We start from the raw sequence: 17,986 nt of genomic DNA, 5'->3' as shown, positions 1-17,986 counted from the left end.
CCCTCGCCGTCCACGTCACTACAGTCTGAGCAAACAGTTATGTATCAGTGAAAGGCTCGTTGCGGGAGTGTTCTGTGTCAGCCTTCTCTGGCGACATCGTAAACCAGTGGTTCACAAATGATGTTTTCCGCAAAAATTGCCCCGCTCACGACCGCGTCGTGGGCGCGATGCATCATCCCTGATCACTGCCGCATAGCCGCCCAGACACACCTGCGCCCCGCCTCCAATGACGGAGACGAGGCGCGGGGTCCTGCAGCAGTTGTCCTTTAAAGGATGCTTATGCTGCTGCGAACGGCACAGCCACGAAGGTCTTGTTGCCGTCGCGCTGGATCAGAAGCAGGACCGATTTGCGGCCTGCCTTGCCGGCTTCAGCGACCGCGCTCTGGACTTCATGGGCATTACGGACCGGCTTGTCGTTGACCGAGACGATGATGTCGCCCTGCTGGATGCCGGCTGCTGCTGCCGGCTTGTCCGGATTGACGCTGGCGACAACGGCGCCCTCGACATTTTGCGGCAGGTTCAGCTGTTGCTTGACGTCGGGGGTCAGGTTGGCGAGACCGACGCCGATGCTGGGCTGGTTGGACGGCTGAACCTTGCCGTCGCCCTTGTCGTTGGCCGCCTGCTTGCTGTCGTCGTTGCCACCGACGGTAACGTTTACATCGATGCTCTTGCCATTGCGCCAGACAGTGACCGACCGCTTGTCACCCGGAGAAAGATCGGCAACCAGGCGCGACAGATCCTTGGGCGTCTTGACGGTTTCGTTGCCGACGGCTGTTACGATGTCGCCACTCTTGATACCGGCATCAGCAGCCGGCGTTCCGTCGGTGACATTGGCGACCAGGGCGCCTTGCGACTGCGACTGCGACAGGCCGACGGCATCGGCGACATCGTTCGTGACCGGCTGAATGGCAACGCCGAGATAGCCGTGATCGATCGAGCCGTTCTTTTCGAGCTTTGCAACGATCGTCTTGGCTTCATTCGAAGGGATGGCGAAACCGACACCGACGCTGCCGCCATTCGGCGAATAGATTGCGGTGTTGATACCGACGACATTGCCGTTGCCATCGACCAGCGGGCCGCCGGAATTGCCGTGGTTGATCGGAGCGTCGATCTGGATGAAGTCGTCATAGGGGCCGCTGTGCAGGTCGCGGCCGCGGGCCGAAACGATGCCGGCGGTGACGGTCGTGCCGATGCCGAAGGGATTGCCGATCGCCAGGATCTGGTCGCCGAGCTTCAGCTTGTCGGAGTCGCCCCAGGCGACGGTTGGGAGCGGCTTCGGCGCCTGGATCTTCAGGACGGCAAGGTCCGACTTGGCGTCGGCGCCGAGAAGCTTGGCCGGCACTTCGGTACCGTCGTCGAGCGTCACCTTGATGTCGGTGGCATTCTCAACGACGTGGTTATTGGTGACGATGACGCCATCGGCGCTGATGACGAAGCCGGAGCCGAGCGCCTTGGCACGCTGGGCCGGATTACGCTGCGGCGCCTGCTGCTGCGGCAAGGGGATGCCCTGGTTCTCGAAGAACTGGCGGAACTGCTCGTCCATCGGGGAATCGCCAGCATCCGCGCCGGTATCGGTTGCCTTCATGGTGGTGGTAACGGTGACGACCGCCGGCTTGTCTGCGTCGACGATCGGCGCGAAGGAGCCGCCGGGCGCGATGATGCCACCGGGTTCGTTGGCGGCCATGGCAGCGGGGCTGGTGAGGGCGAAGGGCAGGGCGCCTGCGCCGACGATGATGGCCGCTCCGACGATGGCTGCGGTGCGATGCTTGCGAAGAAGAGATGACATGGCAGATGTCCCTTACGTGATCGTTGGCGATATGGCGTCTTGGGTCCATGTCCAGGACCAGGCGTCAAACGGAGTGCCATTTCTATTCTTTCCCGAGAACTTTGATTGCTCTAAGTTACTGCAGAATTTGCAGCGGAAAGAAGAAGTGGCGCTGATGATTTATATGATCCGCCTGGTAACTTTTACAAATTAAATATTGATCATGTTTATATTACAATATTGCAAGACATTACTAGAATTTAATATTTCTGCGCCGGAATTTCTCCATATTTATTGTTCAGGCACCATCCGCCTGTGGCCAGCGCTTCAGCGCCTCCGAACCAAGTTCGGTCAGGGCGTAAATGCCGCGGTCAACGCGTTCGAACCAGCCATAGACGTTATGCTGCAAGATCTTTGCGGCTTCAGGGGCGTTGGCGCGAATATCCTTGGGGCGCTGCTGGCCGTTCTGGATGGCAACTGCACAGGCGAGTGCCTGTTGGCGATAGGCGGTCATGATCGGCGAACGCGTGCTGCCGCCGCGTGTGGGATCGCCCTTGCGCCGCCTATGCTCCTCAACGAGGCGTGATCGCCGGCGCGTGTTTTTGCGGGGCATCGGCGCAACCGGACTGACGATGACGTCGACAGTGCCGTTGTCGGCAACGGCCAGCATGCCGAAGCCGAGACGGCGGCAGAGATCGCGAAACCGGCGGTCGCTTTCTCGCCCCTTGCCCTTCGCCGAGACGCGGGCGGCAATCCAGACCTCGTCGCTTGCCGTCGCCCGATCGACCGCCTGCAGCACCAGTTCCAGATTGAAGGCCAGCTTCAACTCGCAAATGACGACGACGGGCGGTTCGTCGCCACTCAGGCCGACAAGATCGCAACTGCCGATCTCGCCCTTTACCGCATAGCCGGCTGCCTCCAGGAAATTCTTGATCGGAAGATAAAGCGCCGTCTCCAAATCCTGCCCTCTGCTTATCTGATGGTCATCGCTGTTTTACGTGATTCGCGATGCCAGAAAGTCGATAAAGGCGCGGATGCGGGCGGCAAGATGGTCATGGCCGGCATAGACGGCATGGATCAGTTCGATATCTCCCGCATTGAAGTCCTCCAGCACCGGCACAAGCGCGCCGGCCTCGATATCCGGCTGCACATGAAAATATCCGACGCGGGCAAGGCCGAGGCCAGCGAGACACAGACTGCGCACCGTAGGTCCATTATTGGCCTGCAGATTGCCATAGACCGGTTTCACGAACCCCGATCCGGTGGCCGGATCGCGAAAGGGCCAGCCCTCGGCCGTCGGGCGGAAGTTGAAAGTCAGGCAATTGTGTCGGTCCAGATCGTCGGGTGTCGCCGGCATGCCATGTGCTGCAACGTAGGCCGGTGCGGCGACGATGACGCGCCGACTCTCAAGCAGCTTGCGGGCTTTCAGCGAACTGTCGCGCAACAGTCCCGAGCGGATGGCGACATCGGCGCGTTCACCGACGATATCGATGATGCTGTCGTTGAGGGAGAGGTCGAGTTCGATTTCCGGGTAGCGCGCCAGGAAATCCGGAATGAGCGGCACGACGTAGTGCACCCCGACCGCGACCGATGCGCTGACACGCAGACGTCCGCGAGGGACCGCCGCGCCACCGGCGGCCACGACACGCTCCGTCTCCTGTATGTCGGCGAGGATACGTCGCGCCCGCTCAAGGTACATCTCACCTTCCGGAGTCAATTGCAGTGCACGGGTGGTGCGCACGAGAAGGCGTGTGCCGAGCCGGTCCTCCAGGCGGGTGACGAGCTTGCTGACGGCGGAGGGCGACAGGCGCAATTTCCGTCCCGCCGCCGAGAAGCTATGAAGCTCGGCCACCTCGACAAAGACATCCATCTCACCGGCGCGATTATCTACCATGTTCTCATCTTTTTGAATTTAATTCACAAGTGCTGAGTTTATGTACTGGATTATCCATTGAATGTCTTGAGGCCATATTCTGGCCGAACAAGAACCAGCGCAGCCGGATGCTCCGGACGCTTTTTCGACGGGTCACGTCATGCCATCAGCTCTCTTTGCCTTGACGATCGCGGCCTACGCGATCGGCACCACCGAATTCGTCATCGTCGGTCTGCTGCCAACCGTTGCGACCGATCTTCATATCACTCTTCCGCTTGCCGGCCTCATTGTCAGCGTCTATGCGCTCGGCGTCACCTTCGGCGCCCCGATCCTGACGGCGCTCACTGGCCGCATCGAGCGCAAGCCGCTGCTGCTCGGCCTGATGGCGCTTTTCATTGCCGGCAACGGCATGGCGGCTTTGAGCCCCGGCTACGAGCCGCTGCTTGTCGCCCGGGTGCTTTCGGCCTTCGCCCACGGTGTCTTCTTTTCCGTCGGATCGACTATCGCGGCTGATCTCGTGCCGGAAAACCGCCGGGCTTCGGCCATCGCTATGATGTTCATGGGGCTCACGGTGGCGATCGTCACTGGCGTGCCGCTCGGCACGTTCATCGGCCAGACTTTCGGCTGGCGGGCCACTTTCGCTGCTGTTGCCGTTCTCGGCGTCATCGCCTTTGCCGGCATCGCGCTGCTATTGCCGTCAAATCTGAAGAAGGCGCCGCCGGCAGGCATCGGCGAGCAGGTCCGCGTGCTTGCAAGTGGCCGGCTGCTGATCGTCTTTGCCATGACGGCGCTGGGCTACGGCGGCACGTTCGTCGCCTTTACCTTCCTGGCCTCGATCCTGCAGGAGGTGACCGGCTTTGCGGCCTCCGCTGTCAGCCTGATCCTGGTGCTTTATGGCGTCGCCATCGCCGTCGGTAATGTTGTTGGCGGCCGCCTTGCCAATGGCAATCCGGTCAGGGCGCTGACGGGGTTGTTCATAACCCAGGCAATCGTGCTCGTGCTTTTCAGCTTCACCGCCGTCTCGCCCTGGCTGGCAATTCCGACTTTGGCTGCTCTCGGCTTCCTGTCCTTCGCCAATGTCCCGGGGCTGCAGCTCTATGTCGTCCAGCTTGCCCGCCAGGTGCGTCCGGCGGCTGTCGACGTCGCCTCGGCGCTGAACATCGCCGCCTTCAACTTTGGCATCGCCGCCGGTGCCTGGATCGGCGGCCTGGTTGTGGAATCCTCGCTTGGCCTCGGCGCCACCCCCTGGGTCGGTGCGATCCTGGTCGCCGCGGCCCTTGTCCTCACCCGTTGGAGCGGCGCGCTCGACCGCCGCTCGGCCTTTGTGGCGGCGCCTGGCGCTGCCAGTGCCCGAACCTAGCCAGGAAGTAGTCACAGTATGAGTTTTCACCTAACCCTTGGTATGGCTTCGTCTAACCAATTGCAGTGCGCGGACGAACACTGCGCATAATTGGCCGGCTCATTTCTAATTGGTACCTCTTGGTTGCTTGGGACTTGGCAACCGGAAGGTAAACGATCATGGACGTGTATGAGGCGGTCAAGAGCCGGCGGGCGGTGCGCAGGTTCATCGATCGGGATATCCCGAAGGATGTGCTGGAGCGCGTGCTGCTCGCCGCGACTTGGGCTCCGTCCGGATCGAACATCCAGCCGTGGAACACCTATGTGGTGACCGGAGCGCCGCTTGCCGAGCTCAAGAAGCGCGCGGGGAAACGCGTGGTCGCAGGCGATCCCTGGGACGAGCGGGAATACGAAATGTATCCGCCCGCAATGAAGTCTCCGTACCGCGAACGTCGATCCGCCTTCGGCCATGAACGCTACAGCGCACTTGGCATTGCGGACGGCGACTGGGAGGCAAGTCAGAGAGCGGCTTCCGCGAATTGGGATTGTTTCGGCGCGCCTGCCGCCCTGTTCTGCTACATCGACCGCGACCTGGGTCTAGCCCAATGGGCCGATGTGGGCATGTATCTTCAGACCATCATGCTGCTGCTGCGCGGCGAGGGATTGCACAGTTGCACCCAAATGGCTTGGTCAGTCTACCGCAAGACCGTCGCGGAGATCCTGTCGCCGCGCGAAGGGCTCATCCTGTTCTGCGGCATGTCGATCGGGTACGAGGATGTGACAGCGCCTTACATCCGTACTGGCCGGGCGCCACTGAACGAGACCGTCACGTTCGTCGACTCGACTTCGCAACGATCGGCGCAAATAGCGCGCGGCGATTCGTTGCTGGGTGTATGAAACGATGCCCCCACTCTGCGAAGGCCGACTTGGGGCGTTGAAGTCATCCTGATCGGACTCAGAGTATCTACGATTCAACAACCAGGAGGATTACGACAATGAATTCGATTTTGCCAAGGCTATTTGTGTCGGCTGCAGTTTGCCTCTTTGGCACATTAGCGGTTGCCGCGGAAGACACCGCACACGTCACGCCTCTCATGCAAAAAGACCTTCCAAATTATCCGGGCAAGGAGGGGCTGATGATATCGGTCGAGTATGGACCGGGAGGTTCCTCGCCTATTCACAAACACGAGGCGAATGCATTCGTCTACGCTCTGGAGGGCTCGGTCGTGATGCAGGTCAAGGGACAAAAAGAGGTAACCGTGTCGGCGGGAGAGACCTATTATGAAAGTCCCACCGACATTCACTTGGTCAGCCGCAATGCAAGCAATACCAAACCGGCAAAATTTATCGTCGTCCTGCTCAAGAACAAGGGTGCGCCGGTTGTCCTGCCCGTGAAGTGACATTGGGTGAGATCGGCGGGCCGCTCAGTCCGGGCAGAAGCGGTTGGTGACGATTGCTGCACAATTGTGCAAATTGGAAGGGAGCCGCAACAAGCGGCTCCCTTCGCGATTACGCCTCGAAATTCAGTTCAACTTCGGAAACGGCAATCGACGCCGGCAATAACGGCTTACGGATCCGTTTCCCGAAGTGCCGTTTGAAGCCAAAGACATTGTTGATCAGGCTCTTCGTGTAGAGGCCAGGGCCGCTCGAATAGATGCGCCAGCCGCCGTCGACGGCGATATCGCCTGCCTTGACGCGATCCCAATCATCAGACGCGTGATAACGATCGGCGAAGGCAGCGTCGCTGCTGCTGAAATAGGTGTTGCGCTGGCGCAGCGATGCATGGTCGAGCCGGCCGCTGACCGCGATCGGATTGGCGAGCGCCAGTGCGCTCCAGACGCCTTCGGCATCACTATCGAGGGCCAGCGCTTCGCAGTAGCGCAGATGCGCATGCACATACATCAGCCCGATCTCGCGCCCAAAGAAGGACGAGGATTCGGCGCGACGGAACAAAGTCTCGGGTCCACCGGCATAGGTCGCCGGCTTTTCCATCAGCCTCACCCCGTCCGGGAACAGCAGATTGTCCTTGATCAGCTTCATGTGCTGATGTCGCTGCTCGGGCGTAAAGAGACCACCCAGCATCGGCTGCGTCATTGCGATCAGCGAATAATGCAGGCCGGTGCGGGTATCTTGCGGATGCAGCAGCAGTTCGACGCCGTCATGGCTCGGATTGAACACGCCGTAGCCGGCGACGACGCCGTCGCGCATCAAGAGGCGGTTGAAATCATCGCGCATGGCTGCGGCCGTTTCCTTGAGTGTCTGCGCCTCCCCGGCGCGGCTGCACAGCGTCAGGATCGCGGCGTAGCGCACGAGCTGCTCGTAGAGCAGCGAGACGGTCCAACTGCTGACCATCCAATCGCGCAAATGCGGATCGGCCGGCTGCAGGCTGTCGTTCCAATCGCCTTCGCCATAGCGGATCAGGCTGGTGCCGGGCACGAAGCGGCTGCGGACGGTATCGAGCAGCTTGTCGACATGCGCGGAAATCGTCGCCGTCTCTTCGGTCCGTTGCATGGTATCGTCGGCGCGCCATGGCACGGTTTCGGCCAGGAAAGCGAGATCGCCCGTGGCCTCGATATAGTCGCACAGCGCCTTTAGCGGCCAAACGACGATATCTCCATGGCTCTCGCCGGCGCGGATATTGGCATAGGGCTCCAGCATGAACCATTGCGGCCAGTCGCCCCGATCCCGGTATTGCTCCGAAAAGACCGTGCTCAGAACCTGCTTCACTTCGGCATCGTGTTCATAGGCGAGCAGGAATTCTACCGGTCCCTGGCAGACGTCGCGCGTCCCCCAGGCAGCGCCGGTATATTGCTCGAGGCCGTGCGGTACGCTCAAGTGCACGATCGCGTCGTGCGCAATCCAGGGCAGCATCACAGCCTGTGCAACGACATCAGCCCCATCACCTTCGATGCGCATGCCGCGCGTCACATGGTTCCAGAAGCGCTGTGCAGGGGCAAGCATCACTTCGCTGCTGACGCCGGCCTTGTAACGCGCGGCAAGACGTTCGCCTGCCGCTGCGTCGGTCATCGATCCGGTGACCGCAAAGCTGAAGCTTTGCGTCGGGCGCGACTTCAGCGCGATGAAGGGGCCGTTGCGAGAAATGCCGTCGCTGTACAGAAGCTCATCGCCGCCGACTGCTTCGAAGGCATCCGGCGTCGAGGTGACGAGATGATAGGCGGCATGCGGATAGCGATCCCAAAGCCAAGACGGCTGGGGGCGGAACGATATCCGCTTGGCGGCAGCGTCGATCTCGATATTTGCGACGGCTTCGTAGTCACGTTCGCCAAGCACGATGTGGCCGAATACCAGGAAGCGGCAGGCAGTACCTTCGACCGTGACGTTCCACTGCATGGAGGGGTCATCACCGGAGGCGATCGCCGTCACGGTGATGGTGCGGCCGGCAAGCCGATAGATCCAGCGGACATCGCTCAATCCCATATCAAAGGCAGCGGGGACGCCAAGCAGGCGCCAGCCTTCGCCGAGGTCGACGAGGATGCGCAGGCCGCTCGCCCGCGTCAGGTTGTAGGGATCGCGGGAGACCGAGAAGAGCTTGTGGAAGGACGTATTGCCGATGGTCAACTGCGCGGCGAAGATGCCCTGCATCCAGCAGGTTGCAGCCAGCGTCTGGTCGTCCAACAGCATGTTCTGGCCACTACGAACGATAGCCCCGTGACGGCGGGCAACGACATGCTCTTTCTCACGCAACACGATGTGGCGATTAAGCGAACCGTCCGGCACGAAGAAGGAATAGAGCTGGCCATCGATACGCTCTTCCAGCATCCGCTTCGGATAAAGCCGGTTGATCGTCGCTTCGTCCAATGGCTCGGTTGCGAACAGGGGGGCGTCCTGCACGAGGCTGCGAACGGGCAGACTGGCGGCAATATCCGTTGCGATCAGTTCGCCGAGCGCCTGCGGCAGGGCGTCGAGCCGTGCAAGGTCTGCATCGCCGGAGGCTGCAGGGTGATCGGCAACGAACAGGCCAAAGAATGTTGTGGTCACAACAGCCCCTGGCGCGAGCGCGAGTGGCTTCGACTGGATCGCCGGGCAGGCGACTTCGTGCTGCCGGGGCGTGCTGGGCAGGCTTTCGCCGAAGCCCGGCACCATGTGCGCGTCGCCGCCGCGGGCGGGCACCACCAGCTGGATCGCGTCCGTGGCATAGGCCGCGGCTCCATCAAGGCAGCCCTGTGCGAGCCACGGATTACGCCCGCCACCCTGCTTGAGGTTCTGCCGGTTCATCACGACTGGGCCAAAGGCGGCATGATCGGCAATGTGGTGGTCGATATACTGCGAAGCATAGGCTTCGCTGTTCATCAGGAAACCACGATCACCGAGGCCGACATCCTGGATCAGGACGAGATCGGCCAAAAGCGCGGCGCTGGTCGTATTTTCAAGCCAAACCTGCCAGAACCAGACGCTTTCGCTGGAATGGAGCTGCAGCCGGACCGTATGCTGGATGCCGGCGGTCTCGCCGCTCCAGCAAAAGCCCGTCTCGTCATGGCCGAACCGCACGGCGGCCTTGGGACCGGCGATTTCGGCGACTTTAGGCTGTGAACCGCCAATGCGCAGATAGAGGCGCCCGATACCGCCGTAAACAGGCGATCCCAGCACCTGATTGATCATGACACCGCCCTGCTGGTCGGCGAAGTCGATGGCAAAAACCGTACCGTTCGGTAGCGCCGATACCGATAGGCCGGCGCTATTCGTAAGTGTGGAAAGACCGAGTTCTTCGCGCCGTGGCGTCTGAAAGCTGCGATTGGGTTCCGAGGACATAGCCGGTGTCTCGCTGATTCATGGGTCGGATAAGCGCACTAGATCACAAGCCGCCGCTTGATCATAGGAGGCAATTTGCCGTTTCCGACCGCAATCCTTCATGAGATCCGCTTCGACTTGTGACCGGCGAATTCCGTCACCACCGAGCCTGGGGTATGTGCAACCTGATTGGCCGTGCGCACAACGGAGGAAAGATCGGCATCGTCCCAAGCCTCCTTCGACATACCCTTGATGCGGAACGTCTTGCTCTCGCCCGGCATCAAGTTGACCAACATGTCGTCGACCTCGGCACTCGGGCTGATGCGATCGGCAAACAGGCAGAGATCGCGCAGGAAGGATTGCGCCGTAACCGTGACGGCTAGGCCATCGGTGGTCTGTTCGGCCTGGAGCTCGAAGCGAGGCTGCGGATATTGCAGTTTCATATCCTTTTCGAAGAACCACCAGGCCTCGGCATCGCCAAGGCGGGCGCGCAGGAACTCTCGATCAGGATCGCCCGGCGTGGCCACATCCTTAGGTATCGATATCTCAGTGGCTTCGAAGCGGTCGCAGAGAATGCGCCAGACGGAATGGCGGGCGAGAAGCGTGCCGCTGAAATCGAAACGCTCGACGGTGAGGGGTACGCGCCAAAACAAGGTCGTGTCGTTGACGGCGACGGCGGAGAGACTGTTGCCACGCGGCTGGATGGTCAGGAAGTGCGGTGCGTAGCTGTTGCGCAGCGCGTACCAGAGCGGCTTCTTCCGTCCGGCACCGTCGACCGCTGCCCAGGAGGTCACCGGCCAGCAGTCGTTGAGCTGCCAGACGATCGTGCCCATGCAGGTGGGGCGATGCGATCGCATATGGTCGACGCCGACGCTGATGGCGCGCGCCTGGTTGAGCTGCGTGACAAAGAGCCAGTCGTCGAAGCTTTCCGGGGCGGGAAACCAATCTTCCAATCCCTTGAGCAGCTTGTCGTTGCCGCTGGTTGCCTTCTGGTGATGCAGAACGCCGGGGGAGGCGGGCGCTCGATTTTTCTCGCGCACGGATGCGGTAAGCGTGGCGTAGGTCGGCGGTGCCTGCCAGCCGAATTCGGAGCAGAAACGCGGGACATAATTGCGGTAGGTCTCGTATCCGACCTCGTTCCAGACGTCCCAGATGTGCTTGCAGCCATGCTCGTCGGCATTAGGTGCAATTTCCATCGAGCCCGAATAGGGGCTTCCGGGCCAATAAGGCCGTGTCGGATCGATTTCGGCGACGAGTTTCGGCAGCAGGTCGAGATAATAACCGGCGCCCCAGGGGCGATTGCCGAGCACTTCCTGCCAGCCCCAGTCGAAATAGCCCCAGATGTTTTCATTGTTGCCGTTCCAGAGCATCAGCGAGGGGTGCGGCATCAGCCGGGTGATCGCCTCGCGAGCCTCCGCTTCGACCTCGCTATAGACCGGCTCGTCCTCTGGATAGGCGGCGCAGGCGAACAGGAAATCCTGCCAGGCCATGATGCCGACGGCATCGCATTCCTCGTAGAAGGCATCGGTCTCGTAAATGCCGCCGCCCCATACGCGGAGAATGTTTATATTGGCATCGCGCGCCTGGCCGATCCGCTCGCGGTAGCGTTCCTGAGTCACACGCGGAAGGAAGCAATCCTCCGGAATCCAGTTGGCGCCGCGGGCAAAGACCGGCACATCGTTGACGACGATGGTAAAGGCGGAGCCGATTTCGTCAGCCGTGGTGTCTAGGCGCACGGATCGGAAGCCAACGCGGCGTTGCCAGCGGTCGAGGGTTGCACCATCGGAACCCAACAGGTGAAGATCGAGATCGTAAAGCGGCTGGTCCCCTAGTCCATGTGGCCACCAGACTTGCGGATTGTCGATCCGGCATTCCACCAGGGCATGCGTTTCGCCTTGCGCAATCCGCACCTCAGAACGCTTGCCGCCGATCGACATCACCAGAGCCGCGCTATCCACGCCCTCGGCAGCCCATTCGATCTCGATGCGCAGGCGCGCGAGGCCATCACCGCCCTGCAGCGTGATTTCAGGGCGAACGGTGCTGAGACGGGCCTTCGACCAGCTCTCGATGGCGATTGGCTTCCATATGCCCGATGTAACAACCGTCGGACCCCAGTCCCAGCCGAAATTGCAGGCCATCTTGCGGATGAGATGGCTGGGGCCGGGATAGTTGGCCGGAATATCTGCGGCCGAACCGAGAGCGCTGCGAACCGCCTCTCCGTGGGCATAGGCGGAATCAAAATCGACGATGAGCTCGTTCCGGCCGTCCTTGAGATGCTCGCGAATATCGAAGCGATAGCTGCGATGCATGTTGCGCGTTTCCCCAAGCAGCACGCCATTCAGTTCCAGACGCGCCGCCGTATCGAGCCCGAGGCAGGAGAGATCGATACGATCCGCCTCGTGGTCGTCCCAGTCGAAAGCCATCCGATAACGCCAGGCAGAGCGGCCGATCCAGTCCTGGGAGATCTCGTTGATATCGAGATAGGGGTCGGTGATGAGCCGGGCCGACAAGAGATCGAGATGCACATTTCCCGGCACCATTGCCGGGATCGTCGCCGGTAGCGAGGGGGCGGTCGAAGGTGCGTGAAGGCGGGAAACGGTCCAGCCGGTGTCGAGTGCCAGTTTCTTCATGTTTATCGGTCCGTCATGAAGTGGAATGTGTCAAATCTGCCGTGGCTCTTTGGAAGGCTCTATGAATTGCAGCCCGGCGTGAAGATGACGGTTCATGTGATAGGCATAGGCGATGCGGTCCTGCTTTTTCAATGCGGCGATGATATCGCAATGTTCGTCATAGGAGCTTTCGACCGCGTCGCGGGAGCGCTTGCCGGCCTCCATCAGCCGCTGCAGCAGCGGCTGCAGAATGCCATAGACTTGGGATAGCGTGCGATTGTCGGCGAGGCTCACCAGTTCGGCATGGAACTTGAAGTCGCATTCGGCGGCGTCGGAAAGTTCTGGTGCCTGCTTCATGGCGTCGTTGATTGCTTCCAGCCTGGCAATGCCGGCATTGTCGATATTTTCGAACAGAAGATCGGAGAGATTGACCTCGATCAGCCGACGAAAACCCTGGATGTCCAGGAAGCTCTCGGCTGAAATGTCGAGCGCGAAAGAAAACAGCTCCATCAGCGCCTGTTGACGGCGGTCGGTGATGACGGCGCCGACCTTCTGTCTGCTTTCGACGATGCCGTAGGCCTTCAGGATGCGGATCGCTTCGCGCACGGTGTTGCGGCTGCTGTTGAACATCGCCGCCAGCTCGATTTCCGACGGCAGGGCGTCGCCGACCCCGAGATTGCGCTCACGCATCAACTGCCGGATCGCATCGACCGCATGGTCCACCGCCGATCCCTTATCCTCGATCTCTGCGGTTTCCATTGTCACGCGTCCTCCAACCCACAAAGAGGATATTGTTGGTCAATAAGGGATGTCAAGCATACATGAGGATGGACTTTCGCTGACACGGCGATATGTTGACCAACAAATAAGGGAGGCATTGCATGGAGAGCTGTTGGCGGTGGTTCGGACCGAAGGATCTCGTTCCACTCATTCACGCACGTCAGGGCGGGGCAACGGGCATCGTGACCGCGCTCCACGAAATCTCCTATTCCCGCGTATGGACGCCGGAAGAGATCGAGGCGCGCAAGACCTTGGTGGAGGCGGCGGGCATGCGTTGGAGCGTCTGCGAATCGATCCCGGTCCCGAGCGTCATCAAGCTCGGTGGCGCCGGGGCTCTCCAGGCGATCGGCGTCTGGAAGGACACACTGGTCAATCTCGCTCGATCCGGCATCAAGACGATCTGCTACAACTTCATGCCGGTGGTCGACTGGACCCGCACGGACCTGCGCTTCGAGATGCCGACGACAGCGCTGGCCCTTCGTTTCGACATGGTGGAATTCGTCGCCTATGACGTTTTTATCCTGCGCAGAAAAGGTGCCGAGGCAAACTATGGGCCGGAGCTTTTGCAGCGTGCCGAGGAGCGATTGAAGGGGCTCTCGGAGGAGGCAGTTCGCCGACTGGAGAGCAATATTATCGCCGGTCTTCCGGGCGGCGAGGACAGCTATGGCCGTGAGGCCATCCGTGCGGCCATTGAGTCCTTCGATGGAGTGACGACGGAGGATTTGCAGGCGAGCCTCGACGATTTTCTGCGTGAGGTCGTACCGGTCGCTGCCGAAGTTGGAGCACGGCTCGCCATTCACCCCGACGATCCTCCGATTTCGCTCTTCGGCCTGCCGCGGGTGGTTTCGACGGCAGACGATCTGCGTCGTATCGTCAGCAGCGTCGATCATCCGGCCAACGGCCTGACGCTTTGCGTCGGTTCCCTGGGTTCGCGTGCCGACAATGATGTGCTCGCTATGGCGCGCGAATTTGCGCCGCGCATCAATTTCGCCCATCTGCGCGATGTGGCGATCGAACCGGACGGCTCTTTTGTCGAAGCCGCCCATCTGGAAGGCCGCAGCGATATGTACGCGATCCTGCGTACGCTTCTGGCGGAGGAGGCTCGTCGCCGCACCGGGGGCCGGCCGGATCACCTTATTCCGATGCGCCCCGACCATGGGCATCTGATCGGCGACGATGTCGACAAACCGACCAACCCCGGTTATTCGCTGATCGGGCGGTTGAAAGGCCTGGCCGAGCTGCACGGTGTGATCCATGCCATCGGCAAGACCGATGAATATTCGCGATATTGGAAAAGATTAGAAGATTAGTCCCGCACCGGTAGCCTGGATCCGCACCTTTCAATTTGGGCCAGAGCCGGACGAATCAGAGCACGACGACGCCTTCTTTAGGGCGGTTAAATCAGGTTCCCGCACCGCCTGGATTGCGATATGTTTCCAGGATCAAGGGCGGAGGTTCGGCTATGCGACGGCGGGAATTCATTGCGGGGCTCGGATGCACGCCTGCGGTGGCAGCATTTTCTTCCATTTGTGCTTGCAATGCCTTTGCCGCAGACACTCACTGGAGCTACGAAGGGCATGGCGGGCCGAACGAATGGGCGGAGCTTGACGCGGCCAACGCGGCCTGCTCGGTCGGAACTCAGCAATCGCCGATTAACATCGTCGATCCCATCAGGGCGACCCTCCCGCCGCTTGGGATTAACTGGTCGAAGCGTGCCGACGCCATCGTCAACAATGGCCATACAATCCAGGTGAACGTCGCCAACGGCTCTAGGCTCATCGCTCCCGGTGGCGAGTACAAGCTCGTTCAGTTTCATTTCCATCATCCGAGTGAGCACCAGATCAACGGCAAAACCTACCCGATGGAAGTACATTTCGTGCACGCGAATGCCGCGGGTGCACTCGCGGTTGTCGGCGTACTGATCGAGAACGGCAGGGCAAACGCAGTCTTCGACAAGATCGTATCTACTATGCCGGTAACGGAGGGCGCCCCGGTCAAGATTGACGCCGCAATCAACCCAAACGGACTCTTGCCGCCGAAATTGACCTATTACCGCTATTCCGGTTCGCTCACGACCCCGCCGTGCAGCGAGGATGTCGATTGGCTCTTGCTGACCCACCCGATCCAGGCCTCCGCCGACAGTGTGGCCGCATTCGCCAAGCTCTACCAAGACGACGCGCGCCCGGTGCAAAAAAGCAACCGCCGTTTCGTTTTGCGGTCAGGGTGACCGCGTGCCCTTACCCAAAATGATGTATCGAATTTCAGAAATATAAATTTATAGTTGTTTCCTCATTTTGGGAGGAAACTCGAGTGGATCTGCGAAGAAATCATAGAGATCTTAGTTCATCTCAGAAGACAGCATTCGTCGATGCGGTACTGGCGCTCAAGAATAATGTAGATAGCGTGCTACATCCCGGCGCCCAAAAGCGCTACGATGACTTTGTCGAGGTTCACAAAAATGCGATGGTGAGTGGACCGGCAATGATCATGCCCATGCCACATGGCGGCCCCTTGTTCTATCCTTGGCACCGCATCCTTCTCCGCCAATTCGAGCTTGCTCTCCAAACGGCGGTCAATGACACTTCGATCACCCTGCCGTATTGGGACTGGGAGTACTCGGGTACGAGCAATCCTTTCACGCCGGATTTCCTCGGTGGCGATGGTGATGCAACACAGGGAGGTCACGTCACCACTGGTCCATTCGCTTACAGCGGAGGTCAATTCCCAATCCGGGTGTGGGACGGTCCGGCCGGGGACCCCGGCCTTCGAAGAGAGTTTGGTGAAGACGCCACATCCTGGCTTCCGACACTCAGCGATATTTCGGCAGGTTTGGCAAAAACGCCCTATTCGCCTGGTCCGTCCAGCTTCGAACGCGTGTCCGAAGGCGTTTTGCACAATCCGGTTCATCGTTGGGTTGGCGGAAACATGGCGGATGCGACTTCGCCAAATGATCCGGTCTTCTTCCTCCATCACGCATTCTTGGACCTGCTTTGGGAGCGCTGGAAAGTTCAGCATCCAACGATGCCTCCCTACAGTCCGGAGACGGGAGCGAAGGGTTACGACCTTGGCTCCAAGCTGGTGTTCAATGCACGGGGCAATCCATCACCTTGGAGAGAAACGTGGACCGTCAAGCAGATCCTCGCCCCGACGGATCTCGGTTACAGTTATGCCTGATCTGACGCTATCCACCACTTGACGACTCGGTGTCTCGTTAAGCGAGGACGGCTGAGGCTGTCTTCGCCGCCAGTATTTTGCTTCTATCTTCGTAAGTTCAATCAAAAGCCGGCGACGTGCCGCGGCTTGTAAGGGGCCCCACTGGAAAAGCTTTTAGAGATTGGAAGAGATCCAGTTTCGAACAGGCTGAAGCGTGAGGCGAACACCAGCCGGCACATGACAGAGACTTCTCGATCCTTTCACACGGCTGTCGCTTGCGACCGCCTTCCCTCACTGAAAAGTCGGTCATACGTCCACCTCACTTGGCGTCAATGTCTTGTAGCCGCTGGCTAAGACGATGCAGCGAGTGCTCTATCCCGGCTGAGAGGGACGCTCAGCAATTTCGACGGGAGTCTTCATGATGATCTCGCGGTGCGGGAAGGGGATCGAAATGCCTTCTTGCTTGAAGGCGTCCCATAACGCCATTAGTACCTCGCCCCGGATGTTGGTCAGCCCATTGCTTGGATCAGAAATCCAGAACCTCAACTTGAAATCGAGCGAAGACGATCCGAAGGCCGTCATCCAGCATACCGGCGCAGAATAGGTATTCGTGATCCGGGGGATCTTCTGTGCCGTTTCTATGGCGATACGCACAACATCGTGCGGGTCGCTGTCATAGGAAGTTCCAAAATCGACTTCGATACGGACGAAGTCGCTGGAAAACGACCAGTTCACCACTTGCTGCGAGATAAAGTCCTCATTCGGGATGAGATATTCCTTGCCGTCTCTGGTGATCACCGAGACGAAACGGGAGCGCAGGTCCCTGATCGAGCCGAAAGTTTCCCCGAGCGAAATCGTGTCCCCCGGCTTGATGGACTTGTCGAGCAGAATGATGACACCGGAGATGAAATTCGACACAACCTTCTGTAAACCGAAACCGATACCGACGCCCACCGCGCCTGAGAACACGGTGAGGGCCGTAAGGTCGATTCCTGTGGCCGACAGCGCGATTGCCCCTGCCAGTATGATCAAGCCGATCTTGATGAGTTTGCTGATGAGTACCTTGAAGGAGGGAGAAAGGTCCGTGGACCGTTGAACCCAATGAGAAGAAACGTTTCCAGTCAGTACGGCGAGCCAGACCAGCGCAACCGCCAGAACGACGGCTTTCATGATCAAGAGCAGTGAAAGCTTCACCGCGCCGATCCTGAGTGCAGCACTGTCGAGAGCCCCAAAGACGGCGCCGTCAAGCCCGACGGTGTAGAGGGCAATATAAGACCAGCTGGCAATCGCGACGATGCGTGCGAGGGTCTGATTGCGGATGATCCTCGTTAGCACCGCTACGACGAACCATGCCGCCGTAAGTGTCAGCGCAGTTTCGACAAGCCATCGATGGGAGGGCCATGCATAACGCGATAGAGCCCCTTCCACCAACCACAACCACACAATCAGGAAGAGCCAACGCAGGCGTCTCAGGAAAGCGACAATAACGCGCAGCAGGTCCGGATTTCCCTTGATTTTGCGTGCGCGCGCTTCGAAGATCGGCTCTACTCGTTTCGCAGCGAATGCCGAAAGTAGGAAACCTAAGGCAATCAATCCGCACTGGTAGAGTGTCCATGCGTTAAGAAGAACAGTCCGGATCCAAGCCTCAGTTTCTATGAAGATTTCCTGGAAACCCACCGCCTAGCCCCCTCTTGTCCGCCACCGGTGATTATTCCTTGT

At 59.9% G+C, this 17,986-nt stretch carries 14 protein-coding genes; 7 read left to right on the top strand and 7 right to left on the bottom strand.

What is annotated here, in order from left to right; genetic code table 11:
* Positions 1-277: 277 nt before the first annotated feature.
* On the bottom strand, positions 278-1,786 hold the full coding sequence (locus tag CCGE525_RS30825) for a DegQ family serine endoprotease (RefSeq protein WP_120708001.1): 1,509 nt from the start codon (positions 1,784-1,786) through the stop codon (positions 278-280).
* Here CCGE525_RS30825 and CCGE525_RS30820 point away from each other — a divergent pair.
* Positions 1,785-1,979: a hypothetical protein gene (locus CCGE525_RS30820; protein ID WP_120708000.1), complete on the top strand. Its 195-nt coding sequence runs from the start codon at positions 1,785-1,787 to the stop codon at positions 1,977-1,979. The genes CCGE525_RS30825 and CCGE525_RS30820 overlap by 2 nt on opposite strands.
* Before the next feature lie 84 nt (positions 1,980-2,063).
* Here CCGE525_RS30820 and CCGE525_RS30815 read toward each other — a convergent pair whose 3' ends face one another.
* Positions 2,064-2,723, bottom strand: a complete 660-nt coding sequence (locus CCGE525_RS30815; RefSeq protein ID WP_120707999.1) for a DUF2161 domain-containing phosphodiesterase — start codon at positions 2,721-2,723, stop codon at positions 2,064-2,066.
* A gap of 36 nt (positions 2,724-2,759) precedes the next feature.
* Positions 2,760-3,659, bottom strand: coding sequence for a LysR family transcriptional regulator (locus tag CCGE525_RS30810; protein WP_162950354.1), 900 nt, complete (start codon positions 3,657-3,659; stop codon positions 2,760-2,762).
* A gap of 139 nt (positions 3,660-3,798) precedes the next feature.
* Between CCGE525_RS30810 and CCGE525_RS30805 the strand changes: the two genes are divergently transcribed.
* The 3 genes from CCGE525_RS30805 (at position 3,799) to CCGE525_RS30795 (ending at position 6,376) form a co-directional block, all read left to right on the top strand.
* Positions 3,799-4,998: an MFS transporter gene (locus CCGE525_RS30805; RefSeq protein ID WP_120707997.1), complete on the top strand. Its 1,200-nt coding sequence runs from the start codon at positions 3,799-3,801 to the stop codon at positions 4,996-4,998.
* A gap of 158 nt (positions 4,999-5,156) precedes the next feature.
* Positions 5,157-5,873, top strand: coding sequence for a nitroreductase (locus CCGE525_RS30800; RefSeq protein WP_120707996.1), 717 nt, complete (start codon positions 5,157-5,159; stop codon positions 5,871-5,873).
* A 98-nt stretch (positions 5,874-5,971) separates the two neighbouring features.
* Positions 5,972-6,376 carry a cupin domain-containing protein gene (locus CCGE525_RS30795; protein WP_205587491.1) on the top strand — a complete coding sequence of 135 codons (405 nt, stop codon included), beginning with the start codon at positions 5,972-5,974 and terminating at the stop codon, positions 6,374-6,376.
* A gap of 109 nt (positions 6,377-6,485) precedes the next feature.
* Here CCGE525_RS30795 and CCGE525_RS30790 read toward each other — a convergent pair whose 3' ends face one another.
* The 3 genes from CCGE525_RS30790 to CCGE525_RS30780 form a co-directional block, all read right to left on the bottom strand.
* Positions 6,486-9,746 carry a GH36-type glycosyl hydrolase domain-containing protein gene (locus CCGE525_RS30790; RefSeq protein WP_120707995.1) on the bottom strand — a complete coding sequence of 1,087 codons (3,261 nt, stop codon included), beginning with the start codon at positions 9,744-9,746 and terminating at the stop codon, positions 6,486-6,488.
* Between the two features lie 98 nt (positions 9,747-9,844).
* The gene (locus tag CCGE525_RS30785; RefSeq protein WP_120707994.1) at positions 9,845-12,355 is read right to left on the bottom strand and encodes a glycoside hydrolase family 2 protein; all 2,511 of its coding nucleotides are present in this window, start codon (positions 12,353-12,355) and stop codon (positions 9,845-9,847) included.
* Between the two features lie 30 nt (positions 12,356-12,385).
* Positions 12,386-13,093: a FadR/GntR family transcriptional regulator gene (locus CCGE525_RS30780; protein ID WP_245472339.1), complete on the bottom strand. Its 708-nt coding sequence runs from the start codon at positions 13,091-13,093 to the stop codon at positions 12,386-12,388.
* 122 nt (positions 13,094-13,215) lie between these two features.
* Between CCGE525_RS30780 and uxuA the strand changes: the two genes are divergently transcribed.
* The 3 genes from uxuA (at position 13,216) to CCGE525_RS30765 (ending at position 16,288) form a co-directional block, all read left to right on the top strand.
* Entirely contained in the window at positions 13,216-14,424 is a 1,209-nt protein-coding gene (uxuA, locus tag CCGE525_RS30775) for a mannonate dehydratase (protein ID WP_120707992.1), read from the top strand.
* A gap of 152 nt (positions 14,425-14,576) precedes the next feature.
* A complete protein-coding gene (locus CCGE525_RS30770; protein ID WP_120707991.1) occupies positions 14,577-15,341 on the top strand; it encodes a carbonic anhydrase in 765 nt (254 codons plus the stop codon).
* An 83-nt stretch (positions 15,342-15,424) separates the two neighbouring features.
* Complete coding sequence (locus CCGE525_RS30765; RefSeq protein WP_120707990.1) at positions 15,425-16,288, top strand: tyrosinase family protein; 864 nt, start codon at positions 15,425-15,427, stop codon at positions 16,286-16,288.
* Between the two features lie 351 nt (positions 16,289-16,639).
* Here CCGE525_RS30765 and CCGE525_RS30760 read toward each other — a convergent pair whose 3' ends face one another.
* Positions 16,640-17,944 (bottom strand): mechanosensitive ion channel family protein, encoded by a 1,305-nt coding sequence (locus tag CCGE525_RS30760; RefSeq protein WP_120707989.1) that lies wholly within the window; start codon positions 17,942-17,944, stop codon positions 16,640-16,642.
* Positions 17,945-17,986: the final 42 nt, after the last annotated feature.

The organism is Rhizobium jaguaris, from assembly GCF_003627755.1.
In the GTDB taxonomy this organism is placed as follows: Bacteria; Pseudomonadota; Alphaproteobacteria; order Rhizobiales; family Rhizobiaceae; genus Rhizobium; species Rhizobium jaguaris.
The sequence above is the reverse complement of the archived record's forward strand: the minus strand, read 5'-3'. Positions and strand labels throughout refer to the sequence as shown.